This window comes from Streptomyces sp. NBC_01210 (assembly GCF_036010325.1).
Lineage (GTDB): Bacteria > Actinomycetota > Actinomycetes > Streptomycetales > Streptomycetaceae > Streptomyces.
Genome location: NZ_CP108550.1, coordinates 53,847 through 69,656 on the forward strand (window position 1 = coordinate 53,847; position 15,810 = coordinate 69,656).

General features: G+C 69.2%; 12 protein-coding genes and 6 CRISPR repeat arrays (1 of these 18 cut by a window edge). Of the genes, 4 read left to right on the plus strand and 8 right to left on the minus strand.

What is annotated here, in order from left to right:
• A CRISPR array of direct repeats spans positions 1–656; the repeat unit is 29 nt; unit sequence CTGCTCCCCGCACCCGCGGGGATGGTCCC (it extends 1,086 nt beyond the left edge of the window).
• Positions 657–796: 140 nt separating this feature from the next.
• A CRISPR array of direct repeats spans positions 797–1,869; the repeat unit is 29 nt; unit sequence CTGCTCCCCGCACCCGCGGGGATGGTCCC.
• A 140-nt stretch (positions 1,870–2,009) separates the two neighbouring features.
• Positions 2,010–2,466: direct repeats of the CRISPR family, unit length 29 nt; unit sequence CTGCTCCCCGCACCCGCGGGGATGGTCCC.
• Positions 2,467–2,603: 137 nt separating this feature from the next.
• The 6 genes from OG735_RS41270 to OG735_RS41295 form a co-directional block, all read right to left on the minus strand.
• The gene (locus OG735_RS41270; RefSeq protein ID WP_327328706.1) at positions 2,604–3,176 is read right to left on the minus strand and encodes a Uma2 family endonuclease; all 573 of its coding nucleotides are present in this window, start codon (positions 3,174–3,176) and stop codon (positions 2,604–2,606) included.
• Between the two features lie 175 nt (positions 3,177–3,351).
• Positions 3,352–3,625: a CRISPR direct-repeat array (repeat unit 29 nt; unit sequence CTGCTCCCCGCACCCGCGGGGATGGTCCC).
• Between the two features lie 85 nt (positions 3,626–3,710).
• Positions 3,711–4,287: a CRISPR direct-repeat array (repeat unit 29 nt; unit sequence CTGCTCCCCGCACCCGCGGGGATGGTCCC).
• Positions 4,288–4,356: 69 nt separating this feature from the next.
• Positions 4,357–6,021, minus strand: a complete 1,665-nt coding sequence (locus OG735_RS41275) for a pentapeptide repeat-containing protein (protein ID WP_327328707.1) — start codon at positions 6,019–6,021, stop codon at positions 4,357–4,359.
• 72 nt (positions 6,022–6,093) lie between these two features.
• The gene (locus OG735_RS41280) at positions 6,094–6,279 is read right to left on the minus strand and encodes a hypothetical protein (RefSeq protein WP_327328708.1); all 186 of its coding nucleotides are present in this window, start codon (positions 6,277–6,279) and stop codon (positions 6,094–6,096) included.
• Positions 6,280–6,972: 693 nt separating this feature from the next.
• A CRISPR array of direct repeats spans positions 6,973–7,550; the repeat unit is 29 nt; unit sequence CTGCTCCCCGCACCCGCGGGGATGGTCCC.
• An 11-nt stretch (positions 7,551–7,561) separates the two neighbouring features.
• Positions 7,562–9,217, minus strand: coding sequence for a hypothetical protein (locus OG735_RS41285; RefSeq protein ID WP_327328709.1), 1,656 nt, complete (start codon positions 9,215–9,217; stop codon positions 7,562–7,564).
• Positions 9,218–10,403: 1,186 nt separating this feature from the next.
• Positions 10,404–10,946 carry a GNAT family N-acetyltransferase gene (locus OG735_RS41290; RefSeq protein ID WP_327328710.1) on the minus strand — a complete coding sequence of 181 codons (543 nt, stop codon included), beginning with the start codon at positions 10,944–10,946 and terminating at the stop codon, positions 10,404–10,406.
• Positions 10,947–10,956: 10 nt separating this feature from the next.
• Positions 10,957–12,279, minus strand: coding sequence for a hypothetical protein (locus OG735_RS41295; protein ID WP_327328711.1), 1,323 nt, complete (start codon positions 12,277–12,279; stop codon positions 10,957–10,959).
• A gap of 228 nt (positions 12,280–12,507) precedes the next feature.
• Here OG735_RS41295 and OG735_RS41300 point away from each other — a divergent pair, with 228 nt between their 5' ends.
• A complete protein-coding gene (locus OG735_RS41300) occupies positions 12,508–12,789 on the plus strand; it encodes a hypothetical protein (RefSeq protein WP_327328712.1) in 282 nt (93 codons plus the stop codon).
• Between the two features lie 95 nt (positions 12,790–12,884).
• Here OG735_RS41300 and OG735_RS41305 read toward each other — a convergent pair whose 3' ends face one another.
• Complete coding sequence (locus OG735_RS41305; RefSeq protein WP_327328713.1) at positions 12,885–13,643, minus strand: GntR family transcriptional regulator; 759 nt, start codon at positions 13,641–13,643, stop codon at positions 12,885–12,887.
• 554 nt (positions 13,644–14,197) lie between these two features.
• Here OG735_RS41305 and OG735_RS41310 point away from each other — a divergent pair.
• Complete coding sequence (locus OG735_RS41310; RefSeq protein WP_327328714.1) at positions 14,198–14,806, plus strand: hypothetical protein; 609 nt, start codon at positions 14,198–14,200, stop codon at positions 14,804–14,806.
• 157 nt (positions 14,807–14,963) lie between these two features.
• Positions 14,964–15,317 carry a hypothetical protein gene (locus OG735_RS41315; RefSeq protein ID WP_327328715.1) on the plus strand — a complete coding sequence of 118 codons (354 nt, stop codon included), beginning with the start codon at positions 14,964–14,966 and terminating at the stop codon, positions 15,315–15,317.
• A 23-nt stretch (positions 15,318–15,340) separates the two neighbouring features.
• On the opposite strand, the gene OG735_RS41320 is transcribed toward OG735_RS41315, so the two are convergent.
• Positions 15,341–15,607, minus strand: a complete 267-nt coding sequence (locus OG735_RS41320) for a hypothetical protein (protein WP_327328716.1) — start codon at positions 15,605–15,607, stop codon at positions 15,341–15,343.
• Between the two features lie 49 nt (positions 15,608–15,656).
• On the opposite strand from OG735_RS41320, the gene OG735_RS41325 reads away from it, so the two are divergent.
• Positions 15,657–15,809, plus strand: a complete 153-nt coding sequence (locus OG735_RS41325; protein ID WP_327328717.1) for a hypothetical protein — start codon at positions 15,657–15,659, stop codon at positions 15,807–15,809.
• The last annotated feature ends 1 nt before the right edge of the window (position 15,810 follow it).

A 15,810-nucleotide genomic window follows, 5' to 3' on the forward strand; every position in this document is an offset into this window, starting at 1 on the left:
CAGGCGGGGCGCTGCTCCCCGCACCCGCGGGGATGTTCCCGACTTGCGCGACGTGCTGCCGGAGTTGGGCCACTGCTCCCCGCACCCGCGGGGATGGTCCCGGTCGGGAACCGCGCCTACTACGCCCGCTGGGCTGCTCCCCGCACCCGCGGGGATGGTCCCTCCCATGATTTGCGGCTGACTTGGATGGCGCGCTGCTCCCCGCACCCGCGGGGATGGTCCCGTGGAGCAAGGACGGCCGGTCCGTCATCCTGTCTGCTCCCCGCACCCGCGGGGATGGTCCCGACGACCCGATCGGCGCCCTCACGGTCGGCGGCGACGAGCTGCTCCCCGCACCCGCGGGGATGGTCCGCTCCCGCCATCCGCCCGGCATTCCTACCGGGCTGCTCCCCGCACCCGCGGGGATGGTCCGCTCCCGCCATCCGCCCGGCATTCCTACCGGGCTGCTCCCCGCACCCGCGGGGATGGTCCCGGCCACGTCACGCCGGAGACCATCACCGAGCTCTGCTCCCCGCACCCGCGGGGATGGTCCCCCGTCCATCGACCGGGAAGAGGCGCCCGGCATCTGCTCCCCGCACCCGCGGGGATGGTCCCTGGAACGACCGGATCAGGGTCTGGGTCAACGGCTGCTCCCCGCACCCGCGGGGATGGTCCCAGGCCTTACGATGATCGCTTTGCACTGCTGCAGCCTCAGGGATCGAGCAACAACCACGAGGAACTCATGGGCGATTTGCCGGAGTCGGTGAAAGTGTGCGGAATCCTGCACTCCACGCGACAGACCCGCAGGTCACGCAGACTGCTCCCCGCACCCGCGGGGATGGTCCCGCCCGCGCCCTGGCCGCAGCCGATGCCCGGCACTGCTCCCCGCACCCGCGGGGATGGTCCCTGGCCGGCGTGGGAGGTCAGTGCCGGGGCGCTCTGCTCCCCGCACCCGCGGGGATGGTCCCGGCGACGAAGACGACTGACTGAGGGAGGGCGGACTGCTCCCCGCACCCGCGGGGATGGTCCCTTCCTCCAGTGCTGCGCCTGCGGCATCAAGGCCTGCTCCCCGCACCCGCGGGGATGGTCCCTGCTGGCCCTTGGTCATTTCCGTCTCCCCTGTCTGCTCCCCGCACCCGCGGGGATGGTCCCTCGACCCGGCCCAGGCGATCGAAGGCACCGCCCTGCTCCCCGCACCCGCGGGGATGGTCCCCGCTCAAGGAACGCCCCAAGATCCAGGCGAAGCTGCTCCCCGCACCCGCGGGGATGGTCCCGCGCTACTCGCAGCGGCCCTGCCAAGCAGGTACTGCTCCCCGCACCCGCGGGGATGGTCCCGTGCCAGGCCCACCAGTTAGCTGCGCAACCCCCTGCTCCCCGCACCCGCGGGGATGGTCCCTCCCATGATTTGCGGCTGACTTGGATGGCGCGCTGCTCCCCGCACCCGCGGGGATGGTCCCGTGGAGCAAGGACGGCCGGTCCGTCATCCTGTCTGCTCCCCGCACCCGCGGGGATGGTCCCGACGACCCGATCGGCGCCCTCACGGTCGGCGGCGACGAGCTGCTCCCCGCACCCGCGGGGATGGTCCGCTCCCGCCATCCGCCCGGCATTCCTACCGGGCTGCTCCCCGCACCCGCGGGGATGGTCCGCTCCCGCCATCCGCCCGGCATTCCTACCGGGCTGCTCCCCGCACCCGCGGGGATGGTCCCGGCCACGTCACGCCGGAGACCATCACCGAGCTCTGCTCCCCGCACCCGCGGGGATGGTCCCCCGTCCATCGACCGGGAAGAGGCGCCCGGCATCTGCTCCCCGCACCCGCGGGGATGGTCCCTGGAACGACCGGATCAGGGTCTGGGTCAACGGCTGCTCCCCGCACCCGCGGGGATGGTCCCAGGCCTTACGATGATCGCTTTGCACTGCTGCAGCCTCAGGGATCGAGCAACAACCACGAGGAACTCATGGGCGATTTGCCGGAGTCGGTGAAAGTGTGCGGAATCCTGCACTCCACGCGACAGACCCGCAGGTCACGCAGACTGCTCCCCGCACCCGCGGGGATGGTCCCACCGAAAACAGCAGGAAGGGGGAAAGTCTTGACTGCTCCCCGCACCCGCGGGGATGGTCCCGCCCGCGCCCTGGCCGCAGCCGATGCCCGGCACTGCTCCCCGCACCCGCGGGGATGGTCCAGCTTGAGCGCGCCTTCGATGGCGATTCGCCGGCTGCTCCCCGCACCCGCGGGGATGGTCCCTCGACCCGGCCCAGGCGATCGAAGGCACCGCCCTGCTCCCCGCACCCGCGGGGATGGTCCCTTCCAGGGCACCGCCTTCTTCGACGCCGAAGACTGCTCCCCGCACCTGCGGGGATGGTCCCGGTTCCTGCCGATCGCTCGCACGGCGATCGGTCTGCTCCCCGCACCCGCGGGGATGGTCCCATCGACACATGGTCGGGACGGGATGCGGAGCCCTGCTCCCCGCACCCGCGGGGATGTCCCCCACCTGGCTGAGAAGCTGTCGAAGTGGGCGTTGACCCTGGTGAAGCCGTCCCGCAGTTCGCGGCACAGCGCGGCCTGGCCCTCGATGGCGGCGGCGAAGTTACCGCCGGTCTGCACCTGCAGAGCCTCGGCACCGCCGCTACTGCCGGGCGATTCCGGCCGGGTCGATCTCGAACCGGAACGGGAGGTCAACCCGGGTCAACGCGCCCGCGAGAGCAGTGATCCGCTCGACGTACCGTCCGTTCTCCAGTTCGCCGACGACGAGCCGCGGCGACGGATCGAACTCCAGCCGCCAGTACGAAGGAATGCCCGCCTCGGCATAGAGCAGGGGCTTGAGACGCCGGTCCATGGTCTTGTTTCCTGGGGAGACCAGCTCGACCACGAGCTGAACCGCCTCGGCGTCGATACTGACACTGTCCTCCACGGTCGCGCCCGCATCGGCCACCACAACGTCCGGCACCACCAGCCCGGACGGCAGCGTGACATTGATGGCCTCAAACACCTCGACCGGAGCGCCGACGGCGCGGGCCGCCGCATCCAGTGCAACATGCAGCCGGAACGACGCCCGCTGATGACGCAGGCCGGGAGCAGGGGACATCACGAGGGATTCCCCCAGCAACTCGTAGCGGACCCGGCGGTCCTCGGGCAGCGCGAGAACGTCCGCAGCACTCCACGGCCCCTCATGATCAAACTCAATCGCCGCAACGCTCATCCCTCTCACCTCCGCTCAACACTCCCCATTGTGTACCGGGCCGAGAGTCCGTGTCTCTTCCCTTGCCCCAGCGCCCCGGCGCGCCGCGAGCGGGCACGGTGGCCGCCCGGCATCACCCCGTGCGCGCCCGCGGGGATGGTCCCGCACGGATCGTTTCCATTGACTGGACAATGACCTGCTCCCCGCACCCGCAGGGATGGTCCCCAGCAGAGTACGATCCGGCCGGCTCAGGAACTCTGCTCCCCGCACCCGCGGGGATGGTCCCGACTTGCTGCGCCTCTTCATGATGTCGATGACCTGCTCCCCGCACCTGCGGGGATGGTCCCGCCGAGTGGGAGAAGGCCGCGTCCCTGGAACTCTGCTCCCCGCACCCGCGGGGATGGTCCCGCGTACGCCACCTATCCCGGCATCACCCGCGGCTGCTCCCCGCACCCGCGGGGATGGTCCTACGCCGGCGTCGTCTTCGACCTCCGCCTCCAACTGCACCCGCGGGGATGGTCCCGCGGTGCTCACCGGCGGAACGTGGTTCCTGATCTGCTCCCCGCACCCGCGGGGATGGTCCCGTGCCGAAAGCCAAGTGGCCCGGGCTGGTCGACTGCTCCCCGCACCCGCGGGGATGGTCCCATCCGCGTACACATGGGATTTCGGGGTCTGGTCTGCTCCCCGCACCCGCGGGGATGGTCCCGTGCCGAAAGCCAAGTGGCCCGGGCTGGTCGACTGCTCCCCGCACCCGCGGGGATGGTCCCAGCACACCCCGCAGGTCACCGCGAGCAACGCCTGCTCCCCGCACCCGCGGGGATGGTCCCGACGCCTGCGCGATCTGCGGCGTCTGGTCGTGCTGCTCCCCGCACCCGCGGGGATGGGCCCGAGAAGCTTCAGCGGGTGATCGACAAGCAGACCTGTTCCCCGCACTCGCGGGGATGGTCCCTCCTGGGAGCCCAGACCGGCATGATGAGCAGCCTGCTCCCCGCACCCGCGGGGATGGTCCCACGGCCGGCGCGCAGCTGCGTAGCGCCGTCGACTGCTCCCCGCACCCGCGGGGATGGTCCCGACCTACCTTCCATATAGCTGGACCGACCAGACTGCTCCCCGCACCCGCGGGGATGGTCGGCTCACCGACGAAATCCGTGTGGTGACGGAATGCAGGCCGGGCATGGGAACAGCGATCAGGTGGGTCTGTCTACCGCTTGACGCGGCCGCGGATGGCGAGGGCGGCGAGGCCGAGCAGGACGGGTTCGGCCAGCCGGGATGCCATCTCGGTGTAGGTGCCGGCGGTGGTGAGGTCCTGGCCGGAGGAGCGGAAGACGACCGAGTTCACCACGACCCGCAGAGACTTCTCCCACCGTTCGGAGGTAAGCCGGGAGCGGAGCGGTCCGGTGGGATTGACCGGGTCGGGGTTGTCTGTGATCAGTGAGATGTCCTGACCGGTCAGCCGTCCGGTGGTGGCGGGCTTCGGGTCGTCCAGCGGTAGCCCCCACAGCATCATGATCAGTACGGTGGACGCCATGGCGCCGAGCAGCCAGCCCAATGCGCGCGAGGCCCGCAGACCGTAGCCGGACATCGCCCAATACAGGGCGAGCAGCGTGCGCTCGGCGCGGGGCCGCTTGTGGTCGTGGCGGCGCATCTCCATCTCGCCCCAGTAGAAGTCCGCCGCATCCGGCTCATTCTTGCTGTCCTCAAAGGACTTCCGTAGCTGCCGGTACACCGGCGCCAGCCCCGCGGGCTCGACGACTTCCACCCCGTCCGGCGCTGTCATCCACCCGGTCCATCCCTGGTTCTGGCGCCAGTGCTGTTCCTCGGCCAGCGTTCGGCGTGCGGTCCAACGCACCAGGCGCAGTCCACGGCGATGCAGGCCGGAAGGGGCCGGTGCGAAGGGGCAGTCCCCTTCCAGCCTCAGCTGGTCCAGGTGCACGGTGCCGGACAGCATGCAGGTGCTGAGGTCGACGTTGTGGAGCACCAGATGCGCCGCGTCCGCCCCCCGCAGGGACGCTATGCGCAGCCCTGGATCACTATTGGCCAGCTCCCCCTCCGCCATGGCTCTTCCGGACTGATGGAAGGCGGCGGCCTGCGCGGTGACGCTCAGCGGATACTCGACCACCGCATCGCTCAGGTCAACAGCGGCGTATCTCAGCCGGAGGGCGGCGGTGGAATCCCACCTGGTTCGCTCGCACACCAGGCGGGTTGCTGCGGCCTCGATAGTCACAGGGCCGCCGAACCGTGCTGCCGTAAGTACGAGAGCTCCTTGGCAGACCAGAGGGCCCAGGAGCGACTCCTTCTCGAACTGCGCGCCGCCGAACTGGGCGGTGCCGGAGACCTGCGCCCCAGCGAACTGGGCCTCGCCGGAGAACTGCGCCCCAGCGAAATCAGCGGGGCCGGATAACTGTGCTTTGTAGAACCGGGCGTCGCCGGAAAACTGCGCCCCAGCGAACCGGGCGTCGCCAGAGAACTGCGCCCCGCCGAACTCGGTGTCGGAGAACTGCGCCCCGCCGAACTCGGTGTCGGAGAACTGCGCCCCGTCGAACCGGGCGGTGCCGAAGAACTGCGCCCCGTCGAACCGGGTCTCGGCAAGGCGGGACTGCCCGGTGGCGGTATCGCGCAGCGCGTCCAAGAGTTGCCGCAGCAGGCTCTCAGAGAAGGGAGTGCCGCGGAGATCGAGGTAGCCGCGAGGGCCCAGGTAGCCGAGGTAACGATCCCGATCGGCTTCCCTGAGGTGAGCCAGGCACTCGGGGTACGGCTCTATCTGACGACCGCGGCACCCAACTGGGTCGCCGTGCCACGCGCCGGTTGCGCAGTGCGGCCAGGGCGGCGGGTCAGACGAGGAAGGCGGTGTACCGGTGGGCGTCATGTCCGCTGGGACGCCTCTGTCCGAGGACTGGTTGCCGCGGGCGGTCTGCCACAATCAATCCGCATGGCCCGGTCACCCGATCACCCGAGTGATTCGCGCGCCGCTCAGCTGCAGCACCGATACCGCCAGCGTTTCAGGGAATTTGGCGGCATCAACGCGGGATCCCCGAGGGCGCTTCACGATCTGCCCCGTGTTGATCTCGCCAAGCCGGATCGGGGGCCGCTTCGGACGGGGCTTCCTGGCGGACTTCTTCACCACTCTCGAAGTCTTCGCGTCCAGCCGGTTCCCAATCTGGGAACTACCACGGACCACCCAGACCGACGACGCTAACGGACGGAAGTTCACACGGGAACCCTCACGCTTCAGCGCGGGAGCTCCACACAGCTCGGGTCACGTTTCCGCAGGTCAGAGAATTCCGTCGGTAGCCCATGGTCCCAGACCACCGGGCTCGACCGTGCGCGAGTCGACCTGCTCCCCGCACCCGCGGGGATGGTCCCATCTGGAAGGGCTAGGTTGGCGCCTACGAGGGCTGCTCCCCGCACCCGCGAGGACGTTCCCATTTCGTACGGCTCGGTCTCGGCCAGCGCTGGCTGCTCCCCGCACCGGGATGGTCCCCTCAAGGTGCTGCTGCTCGTCTAGAGCGTGCTCTGCTCCCCGCACCCGCGGGGATGGTCCCTCCAGGTTGAAGTCGTTCCGGTTCTCGCCAAGCTGCTCCCCGCACCCGCGGGGATGGTCCCCCGGCGCTCGAACCCGGCGACGTGATCCGCGTCTGCTCCCCGCACCCGCGGGGATGGTCCCGACGTCCCGGACACTCAGACGTACGGCGCCGGCTGCTCCCCGCACCCGCGGGGATGGTCCGACGGTGGGCTTGTCGTCTCGCACGAACGTCCGCTGCTCCCGCACCCGCGGGGATGGTCCCGACCGCACCGTTTCCACCGAACCGGAGCTGGCCTGCTCCCCGCACCCGCGGGGATGGTCCCTCGGAGAGCGCGCCCGCCAGTCGGATCCGGCACTGCTCCCCGCACCCGCGGGGATGGTCCCATGCGGAGTTCGGTGGCGTAGGTGTGGGAGCTCTGCTCCCCGCACCCGCGGGGATGGTCCCGTGCCGGTGGTCAAGTCGTAGTGGACGTGGGCCTGCTCCCCGCACCCGCGGGGATGGTCCCCTGATCCCAGGCCCGATCGCAGACGCCCTCGGCTGCTCCCCGCACCCGCGGGGATGGTCCCTGGGCCTCCTGGTCCTGCGGGTTCTGGGAGTCCTGCTCCCCGCACCCGCGGGGATGGTCCCCGGTCGTGGAGCTCCGCCGCACCACGCAGACCCTGCTCCCCGCACCCGCGGGGATGGTCCCGCGCTGGGCTCGCCCGCGCTCGGCGCCGTGGTCTGCTCCCCGCGCCCGCGGGGATGGTCCCTGGGACATCAAGATCAGCCTGTGCTCGGCCCGCTGCTCCTCGCACTCGCGGGGATGGTCCCGACTGCGACCCGTCCCGCACCCCGGCCTGTAACTGCTCCCCGCACCTGCAGGGATGGTCCCCACCCGACGCTTCACGAAGCTACGTCCTCGCTCAGCGGCTGCGCGGCGAGCTGCGCCAGGTGCGCCGACCAGTCGCCGGTCCGTTCCGGCTGCGCCACGGCGGGGGTGGCCTCACCGGTGAAGCCACCGAGCTCGGTGAGCTCGGTACGGCAGGGCTTGCACAATCCGTCCTCGAGGGCCGGGCCGGTCAGGAAGATGCGGCACCCGCACTCGCCGCAGGACCCGCGCGGCGGACCCTCCAGTTCACGCGGTGCCGGCAGCGAAGCGGCTCCCCCGTTGATGGCCCGCTGGAGTTCGTAATCCGGGCAAGTCCCCGTCGGGCCGGGCTTGCTGCCGTGATCGGGGCACAGGCCCCGATCGATGTGCTGAGCCCGCCGGCGGGCGGCGAACTTATCGGCGACGACTTCGGCGCACACCGCGCAGCGCTCGCCGTTCGACCAGCGCACCCCTGACTCGCAGTCCAGGTGCCCGCAGCCCCAACGCGGCAACGCCACCCCGAGCAGCCACCAACCCGGGTCACGGATCTCCGAGGCCATCACCTTGGCGAACCGGGCGGTCAGCCGGTAGTGCAGCCGCTCAGCGTCCATCCCCCCCGCCAGCTGACGGCCGACCTCCCGGGCGATCTTCCGCTCCACGAACGGGTTGCCCACCCGTGCCATCAGCCAGCGCACCGGCTCCAGCACAGCATGGATCTGAGCGTCGAAGGTCAGCTGCGGTCCGGTGTACGACGACCGCGCCGACCCCCCGCCGCTGCGGCGCTTTTCGTCGTTCGGCTTCGAGGGGGAGGGATGGGTCTTCTCATCCGCGCGCAGCGCGAGACCACCCGGCGCATTTGGACGCGCCTTCGCGTCAGCCGGATGTTCCACAGCCTCTACCACCAGTACCTCGCCTACGGCGGATGAGAAAAGCGCGCGCTCGTCATCAGGTGAGTCAGTCCTAGGTGATTCCCTATTCGCGAGGGATCCCTCACCAACTTGGGAACCCGATCCCTCATCAACTTGGGAACTACCCGAGCCGTCCGCAGCGTCGTCGACGGGATCCTGCGGGCACTCCTGGGCCGTCTCCGGTGCCGCGTCCGCGACCGGTTCGCAGACCGCCCCGGCGGCCGTCGGGGCGATGTCGTGGGCGATAAACCGGTGCCGCCCCTGCCTGCCCGCCCGCCGCTGCACCGTCACCCAGAAAGCGGCCTCCAGCTCATCCACGACCTTCCCGGCCGCCGTCACCGTGATGGGCCGCCCGGCCTTCTTGCCCGAGTAGTGCAGCAAGTAGCCGGCCAACTCGCTCTCGGTCAGCGCGATGCCCATCTGCTCCGCGTACGCCATGACCGCGTACGCGCGCAGTTGCCGGGGCGTGAGGTCCTCCGCGGCCGCCACCGGCAGCCACACGAACGCCTCCGCACGCTTCACCGGCCGCGTCCGGCGCACCGCCGACGTGCCACGGCCGCCCCGCAACGTCCGGCGCACCGACGCCAGCTCGATCACGCCGTCCGGCGCCGGGCGCGACAGCAGGGTGAGGCCGCGCTCCACCGAAGACGTCGACAGCCCCAGGTACGAGGCGATCGTCGACGCCTTCGCCTGGCATCCTTCCGGCCGCGCCCCGAGCGCCTTCACCTTCACATACACGCTCAGCGCGACATCGGCGTAGGCCGCCGACGACACCAGCCGCATCGGCACCTTCACCCGCTGCCGGCGAACCGGCGCATCAGAAGCCGGCAGAGCATCGTCCGAATGGCGGCGTGGCCGTGGCAGGTGGCCCTGGGAGCTACCAGGATCGTGCATATAGGGCGAAGGGTGAGTATGGGGCGGTGCATGATCAGGAAATGCCTCACTTGCTGGCCGCAGAGTCGGCAGATTCTGCGCCATTCGGGCATCGGGGAGCTGGAAAATGGCAGCGCGATGCTGCACCATGACTCTCGTGCTCCTTCATCTGGAGGAGGACATGAAAAAGGCACCTTTGGCGCCACTGCTGGGGAGCAGTAATCGACCTGTTCGAAGCCGGACGGCAATCCGGGTCGAACAACTCCTCCGGGAGGCCTCACAAGCCTCACGGAGAGCACATCGGGCGCTGGGCCTTGGTGACGGCTAATCACCAGGGGCCGACTGGCCCGGGCGGCGCGGACCGCGCCGCCTCACAGGACTACGTCAAACCAACCTCCTGAGCCTCGACAGAGTTGCGTCCCGATACGGGGACAGAACGAGAGCACCCCACCGGAGCGACGCATACGCATCGCTTCCACGGTGGGGTGCTGTGTGTCCGCAAGCAGGAACGGGTACCCTGCATCTTGCGTCCGCCTTTCTTTGCCAAAGGTGGTTCGCCGGACCGGGGGACTCCCCCGGTCGAGAGCCCCGGGACTTGCCTAAGGTCCGCGGGGCTTTTTTCTATGAAGAAATAGATCAAGTCCGACGACACCCTACTCCCCCGAACAGTCACGTGTGTACGGCTGATGACAACGTGTCGGACCCATGATTGATAGCGCCTCACCATCGCGATCGACTCCATTTCGGGGGCGCGAGGCCTCACTTCCGCTCACCCGATCACACGCAGACCATCCAGCGAAGGCGCTGCCGCAGAAACGACGCTCGTGTCCCGGGAGGCGGGAGACAATCTTCTTCTGTGTCCCACCACGCGGTGGGCCCCCTACCGGAACCCCTAGCTCGTTAGGGTCATTGGCATGGCCCGCCTCGCACTCTTCGACCTGGACAGCACCCTGGCGGCTACCACCAACGCCATACCGACGTCTGCCACGCCCACGGCGTCGGACCCGAGATCGGGCAGTGGATGCTCACCAAGTTCGCCGACCGCGCCAACGCCGCCGACTTCGGCTAGTTGGCCAGCCCCGTCCGGCCGTCCCAATCAGGGCTGCCATTCATGTGCAAGAACGGAGTACAGGACGCTGTCTCTCCAGGCCCCGTTGGTGAAGACGTGGTCGCGAAGGACGCCTTCTCGAGTGAAGCCGAGCTTCTCCACCATGGTGATGGAGGCCGCGTTCTCAGGACCGATCGCCGCGCTGATTCGGTGCAGGCCGAGCTCGGCGAAGGCATATGTGGTGAGGGTGCGTGCCGCGTCCGTGGCGTAGCCGCGGCCCCACTCCTCTGCCGCGACTGCGTACCCCAGCTTGCCGGCCTGCACGCCGCCGAATCCGATTCGGGCGAAGCCAATGACCCTGTCGTTATCGCGCTTCGTCACCGCCAGGTAGTACTCGGTCCGCGGCTCGTGCTGAGCGCGCTCGACCGCGCCTTCAATCATGTCGATGGCCTGGTCACGGCTGCGGCTGTCGAAGGACAGCCAGGCGGTGACCTTGTTGTCACCGATGATGCCCAAGACGTCATCCACGTCGCCCGGAGTGAACTCGCGCAGTACGACCTTGTCGCCGACGATTCGGATCGGATACGTCAACGGAGAGCTCCTAGCGGGGCAGGGACTTGAGTGGTGTGCGGGTGAAGAGCTCGATCTGCTCCTGCAGATCGACGCCAGCCTCAGCGAGGGGCGAGTCACGCAGCGCGCGGTGCACGCGTTCCGCGCAGTGGACGATGCCGTTAATGCGCTGTTCGGGTGCGAGTTCGAGCACGGGCGCGACGGCTTCGGTGGCTCCCTCTAGCTCGCCTGCCTGGATGCGCGCGATGGCCAAGGCACTGCGAGAACCTGCTTGGTCACCGAACGCCCACTCCGGGGAGGAACTGTCCTCATAGGCGTCGACTGCACGTGCCGCGTAGTCGCTCGTGATGGTGGTCTGCGACGGAAGCCACGAGAGCGCTTCGGCTGCGTAGTAGATCTGGCGTGTCCGGCCGAAACTGCAGAGCCCGCCCAGCTCGTCGACCTCGTCCTCCTGGAGGCTGTCCCATGCGTGCTCGGCACGGTCAATGGCGGCTCGCGCCGCGTTTGCGTTGCCGAGGGCTGCCCACGCCCGGGCCTCGTTCATCGGCAACCACACGCTCGAGGTGTTGGTGTTAGCGAACTCCGCGCCCGACTGGGCGTAACGGACAGACTCCCGGGTCCGGCCCGCCCAGTACGAGACGAGGGACTGAATGCCTCGGATCCAGGCCCGTAGACCGTCGTGATCCGCGTTGTCTGCGCAGACGAACGCGGTCCGAGCCTGGGTGAGTGCCGCATGCGGGTCGGCGAGGTCGTGCGACGCCTTCGCGAGCAGGCCCCCGGTCGCTCCGGCCAGGAAGTAGAGCTGCCTTGCTTGCGCCGGGCGACGCTGCTGTTCGAGCAGCGCGAATACGGTGTCCTGAGTGGTAATCAGGTCAGGCAGCAGCTCTGACAGCGGCCGCTGCGGATAGTCCGTCGCCAGGCGCTGGACATCCGCGTGTACCTGCTCCATCACGTCAGACGTAAGGTCGGTCTGGCCTGCCGCGAGGGCAAAGCTCTTGGCCCGCCGTGCTGCCATCTCGATCAGCTCCTTGTCCGCAGTGGGCTTGCCCGTGGTCAGGACTAGCCCGGTGGATTCGTCCACCGCCGACAGGACTCCGCCGTCCCAAGGGGCGAGGAGCTCGTTCAGCGGCTTGCCGAACAGCGCTTGCAGGACACGGCGCATAACCGGGGTGGTGCTGGTTCGCTCTCCGCTGGCCAGCCGACGCAGATGCCGAGTGCTCAAGGTGACATCCTCACCCAGCTGCTCAGCAAGCCGCCCAAAGTCTCGGACGATCTCGTCGTACGTACGTGGCTGCTGGCGTAACAGGAACTCCAGAACGGTGCGTGGATCTCCCTGGTTCGCGTTGCCGGCCACCGGTCCTCCCCGAGTCACGAAATCGTGCTCTGCGCTGTCAGTGTCCTTCCGGGACGACGCGAAATCAGCAGAGCAAGGGCCCTGGTCCGGCAGCGGTCCGCTTCATGTCCTGGACTGGTCCGGGACCGGGCCGCCGTGGGACCTCGTTTGGTCATGCTCCCTCATCACACGGTTGTGATCAGCAAATTCCGCCGATCCGATGCCGAGCTGATGAGGGGGCTGGCCGCCATGACCGACAAGCGCCACCTGGTGACCGACGCGCACGGCCGATCTCTCGACCTCACCAACAGCCAAGCACCCGCCGTCCCGTGGGCCACGCATCACCAGACACGGACACGGAGGCGCCGCACCGGCGTTGCCGTCAGCATCGCCGCGGTGCTGGCCGGAGGACTGGTCTTATCGGTGCTGCTGATAGTGATTCGGGACATCGCCACGACGGTGGCAAGCACCAGCGTCACCGGCCTGCTCCTGCGAGCCCTTCTGACTTCGTCCGGCAAGCGAGAGCGGTGAGAGCGGTGGCTTTTGTGCGGAGCTGGCGGAACAGCCCGGTGTGCGGCACGAGCGGTTCTGCCCTGCCGCCGCACACCGGGCTGTGGGATGGGGCATCAGGCATCGAATTCGTAGTCGAGGACGTACGCGGCCGAGTCCATGGTCATCTCGTTGACCTCCACAGCCCGTCCGCCGGCGTCGAACGCCGTACGAGCCACCTTGATGATCGACCGGTCGGCTGGGATGGACAATCGCGATGCTTCCTCACCGGAGGGCATACGCACGCGGATTTCCTCACGGAACCGAGCGGGGGCATGCCCAAGGTCGGCAAGGCGGGCGTAGATACCACCGGGGCCCGGATTTGCTTCGGTGATTGCGGAGCCGGTGACCAGCGTCTGGGGGAGGTAGGACGCCGACAGCATGACCGGCCGACCTTCCACGGAGTACCGACGATTTCGTACGCAGACGGTCCCGTCCTGGGCGAGATCGAGCACGTCAGCGATGTGCTCAGGCGGGGTCACTTCTTCGGCGACGGTGACCTGGTCCACGTCTGGTGCGCGATTGTCATCAGCGGACCAGATCGTCTTGCTGCTTCCCCACTGCTCACGGGCCAGCCGGGGGATGCCCCGCCGCCGGATGGGACGGAACGACTCCACGAACCAGCCCGAACCCTTCCGGGAACCGACCAAGCCCTCGCCCCGGAGCAGCCCCAAGGCCTGCCGCATGGTCAGGGACGCAACCCCGAAGTCAGCGGCGAGGGTGTTCTCCCCCGGGAGCCGGTCGCCAGCCACGTACTCACCACGCTCAAGAGCAGCCCTCAGCTCTGCGGCGATGCGCAGGTACTTGGGCTGGTCGGCACTCGAGTCGCGGCTCATACATCTCCCTGTTGGCGGTCTCTCTATAGAGCTGATCGTACGGGGGGCGCCACGCGCAAAGCCATGCTCCGCAAGCCACGCCCGTTGAATCTCAGTGATGAACTATTGACCTCTTTAAAGAGCTTTGCTTCACTGGGTCAGGCGAAACAGGTCACGCAAGACGGCCTTCTGATCACCCACTGCCTCACTTGGCTCAACCAGCAGGCCGCCGTCCTCAAGACCGCCCCTTAGGACTTATTGCTGCACTGCGATCCACGGCCGGGTCTTCACGGACCCGGCTCCCCCACCCGGAACCGCCTCACTGGCGGCGCCGGATGAGGGAGCCGGAACCTCGGTGCCCTACCAGCACCACGCAGGAAGTCGTCCGCCCTCACGGGTGGCCGGGGTTTCAGAGAGCTCCATCAAACTCCCCCGGGCCTGACAGCACGACGACTGTGTGCACGTCGCAGCGCTGTGCGCTGTCTGTCCTGCGGGACGCCCGGCTTGCCGAGCGGCCTGGAGGGCGGAGAGAGCATCGCGACGCGCCCCAGCCACTCCGTTCACGAGGAGTTCAGATGCCCGCTTCGACCATTGAGCGCACCGCCCGCCCCCGTAGGAGCCGGACCCGCTCACGAAACATCAACGGCCGCCCGGCGCTCGTCATCTCCACCCTCAAGCCCAACCAGTACGACCTGCGCCCTGCCTGCGCGTCGCTGATCTGCCCCGACTGCAAGACATGGGTACCGATCACCGGCATCCAGGCCAAGAAGCACAAGCTGGTCCCGCACGACACCGGCCGTGCGGGGAAGGACCCGGCCGTCCGCTGCCAGGGCAGCAACCGCCTGGTCACCGTCGACGTCGCGTTCGAGAAGTGGCAGGAGCGCCTGGAGGACGGCAACGCGGAGACCGCCAGCCGCCGCCCGACCAACGTCCTGCGCAAGCCGAAGGTCGCGCCCGCCCCCGCCGTCAGCCAGATCGCCGCGCAGAAGCAGACGGCGACGGCGGAGGATGAGCCGGGCGACGGTCGGCCCCTGTGGCTGCTGCGCGAGATGAAGTGGGCGTCGACCGAGCGGGCGGTCCGCGACGCCGACACCCGGCGCGCGCAGCTGCCCGCCGGTGAAGCCCCGCTGGACGGCCCCACGGTTCCGCTCACCACGCTTCACCCCGAGCGTCCGACGCGTTGAGCCGCCCCGCACGAACGACCACGGCCCCGGCCGCCCCGAACACAGCGGGGCGGCCGGGGCCGTGGCTGCTCGTACGGCAGTCAGAACGACGACAGCCCCAGGGATTAGGGCCCCGGGGCTGTCTTTCGCAGGTCACCTACTTGAAGGGACGACCCACATGCGGAGCATGACATGCACCCTGGCCCCGCCCGCACCCCGGGCCGGGCTCATCGACGACATGGAGCGCGACGACAACGCCCGCGGCCCCGAGCGGGACGAGACCGACGCGCTGCACCAGCTCGTGCGTCACCTCGTCGCCGACGGCAACCACCGCGCGCAGGCCGCCGGGCAGCAGGCCCGCCGCACGCTCGCGGAGATGACCCCCGAGTACACCCGGTCCCCGCTGCTGGTCCTGCACCGGCCGCGCATGACCGACGCCTGCGAGATCTGCGGCGTCTGGTCGTGCAGGGGCAACTGCTGGTCTGCCGCTCCGGCTCCGGCCGGCGCGGCCACGAAGGCGGTGGTCCGGTGAGTTCCTGTGGACACCCGCCCCGGTTAGTCGTGGTCAATCAGATCGGCGCGGACGGCAAGCCGTACCAGAGCGTCAGGCACGAGCCGTGCCAGTGCGGCGGCAAGCAGTAGATGCAGATGCAGTCGCCGATAGGCCTGGCCCGGGCCGCGCAGCACCGAGCGGCCCGGGCCATCACCCAATGCGGCCTGGCCCACCCCCTCACCCGCGTCCTGCTCGCGGCCGCCGCTCTCGCGGCCGTCGCGGCGTGGGAAGCCGGCCACCGCGTCACCGACACCCACCCGTCCCTCCATGACACCGAACGGACAACGCCTCGTGCCTGACGACCTGTTTATCCGTTACATGAAGGCTTTTCAGGACTCCACCGAGCACTTGGGCGGCTGCACGGCCTGCGAGGACGGTCAGGAGTGTGTGGCCGGAGCGCCGATTCACGAGCGCTTCGCCCGCCTCCAGGACGCCTACCAGGCCCGCCAGTCGCAACAGCAGCGCCGCTGAA

What these genes read in the sequence shown, in the direction of transcription:
- OG735_RS41270 (WP_327328706.1), bottom strand. Translation starts at nt 3,176, where the DNA reads ATGAGCGTTGCGGCGATTGAGTTTGATCATGAGGGGCCGTGGAGTGCT.
- OG735_RS41275 (WP_327328707.1), bottom strand. Translation starts at nt 6,021, where the DNA reads ATGACGCCCACCGGTACACCGCCTTCCTCGTCTGACCCGCCGCCCTGG.
- OG735_RS41285 (WP_327328709.1), bottom strand. Translation starts at nt 9,217, where the DNA reads ATGCGGCTGGTGTCGTCGGCGGCCTACGCCGATGTCGCGCTGAGCGTG.
- OG735_RS41300 (WP_327328712.1), top strand. Translation starts at nt 12,508, where the DNA reads ATGACCGACAAGCGCCACCTGGTGACCGACGCGCACGGCCGATCTCTC.
- OG735_RS41305 (WP_327328713.1), bottom strand. Translation starts at nt 13,643, where the DNA reads ATGAGCCGCGACTCGAGTGCCGACCAGCCCAAGTACCTGCGCATCGCC.
- OG735_RS41310 (WP_327328714.1), top strand. Translation starts at nt 14,198, where the DNA reads ATGCCCGCTTCGACCATTGAGCGCACCGCCCGCCCCCGTAGGAGCCGG.
- OG735_RS41315 (WP_327328715.1), top strand. Translation starts at nt 14,964, where the DNA reads ATGCGGAGCATGACATGCACCCTGGCCCCGCCCGCACCCCGGGCCGGG.
- OG735_RS41320 (WP_327328716.1), bottom strand. Translation starts at nt 15,607, where the DNA reads ATGGAGGGACGGGTGGGTGTCGGTGACGCGGTGGCCGGCTTCCCACGC.
- OG735_RS41325 (WP_327328717.1), top strand. Translation starts at nt 15,657, where the DNA reads ATGAAGGCTTTTCAGGACTCCACCGAGCACTTGGGCGGCTGCACGGCC.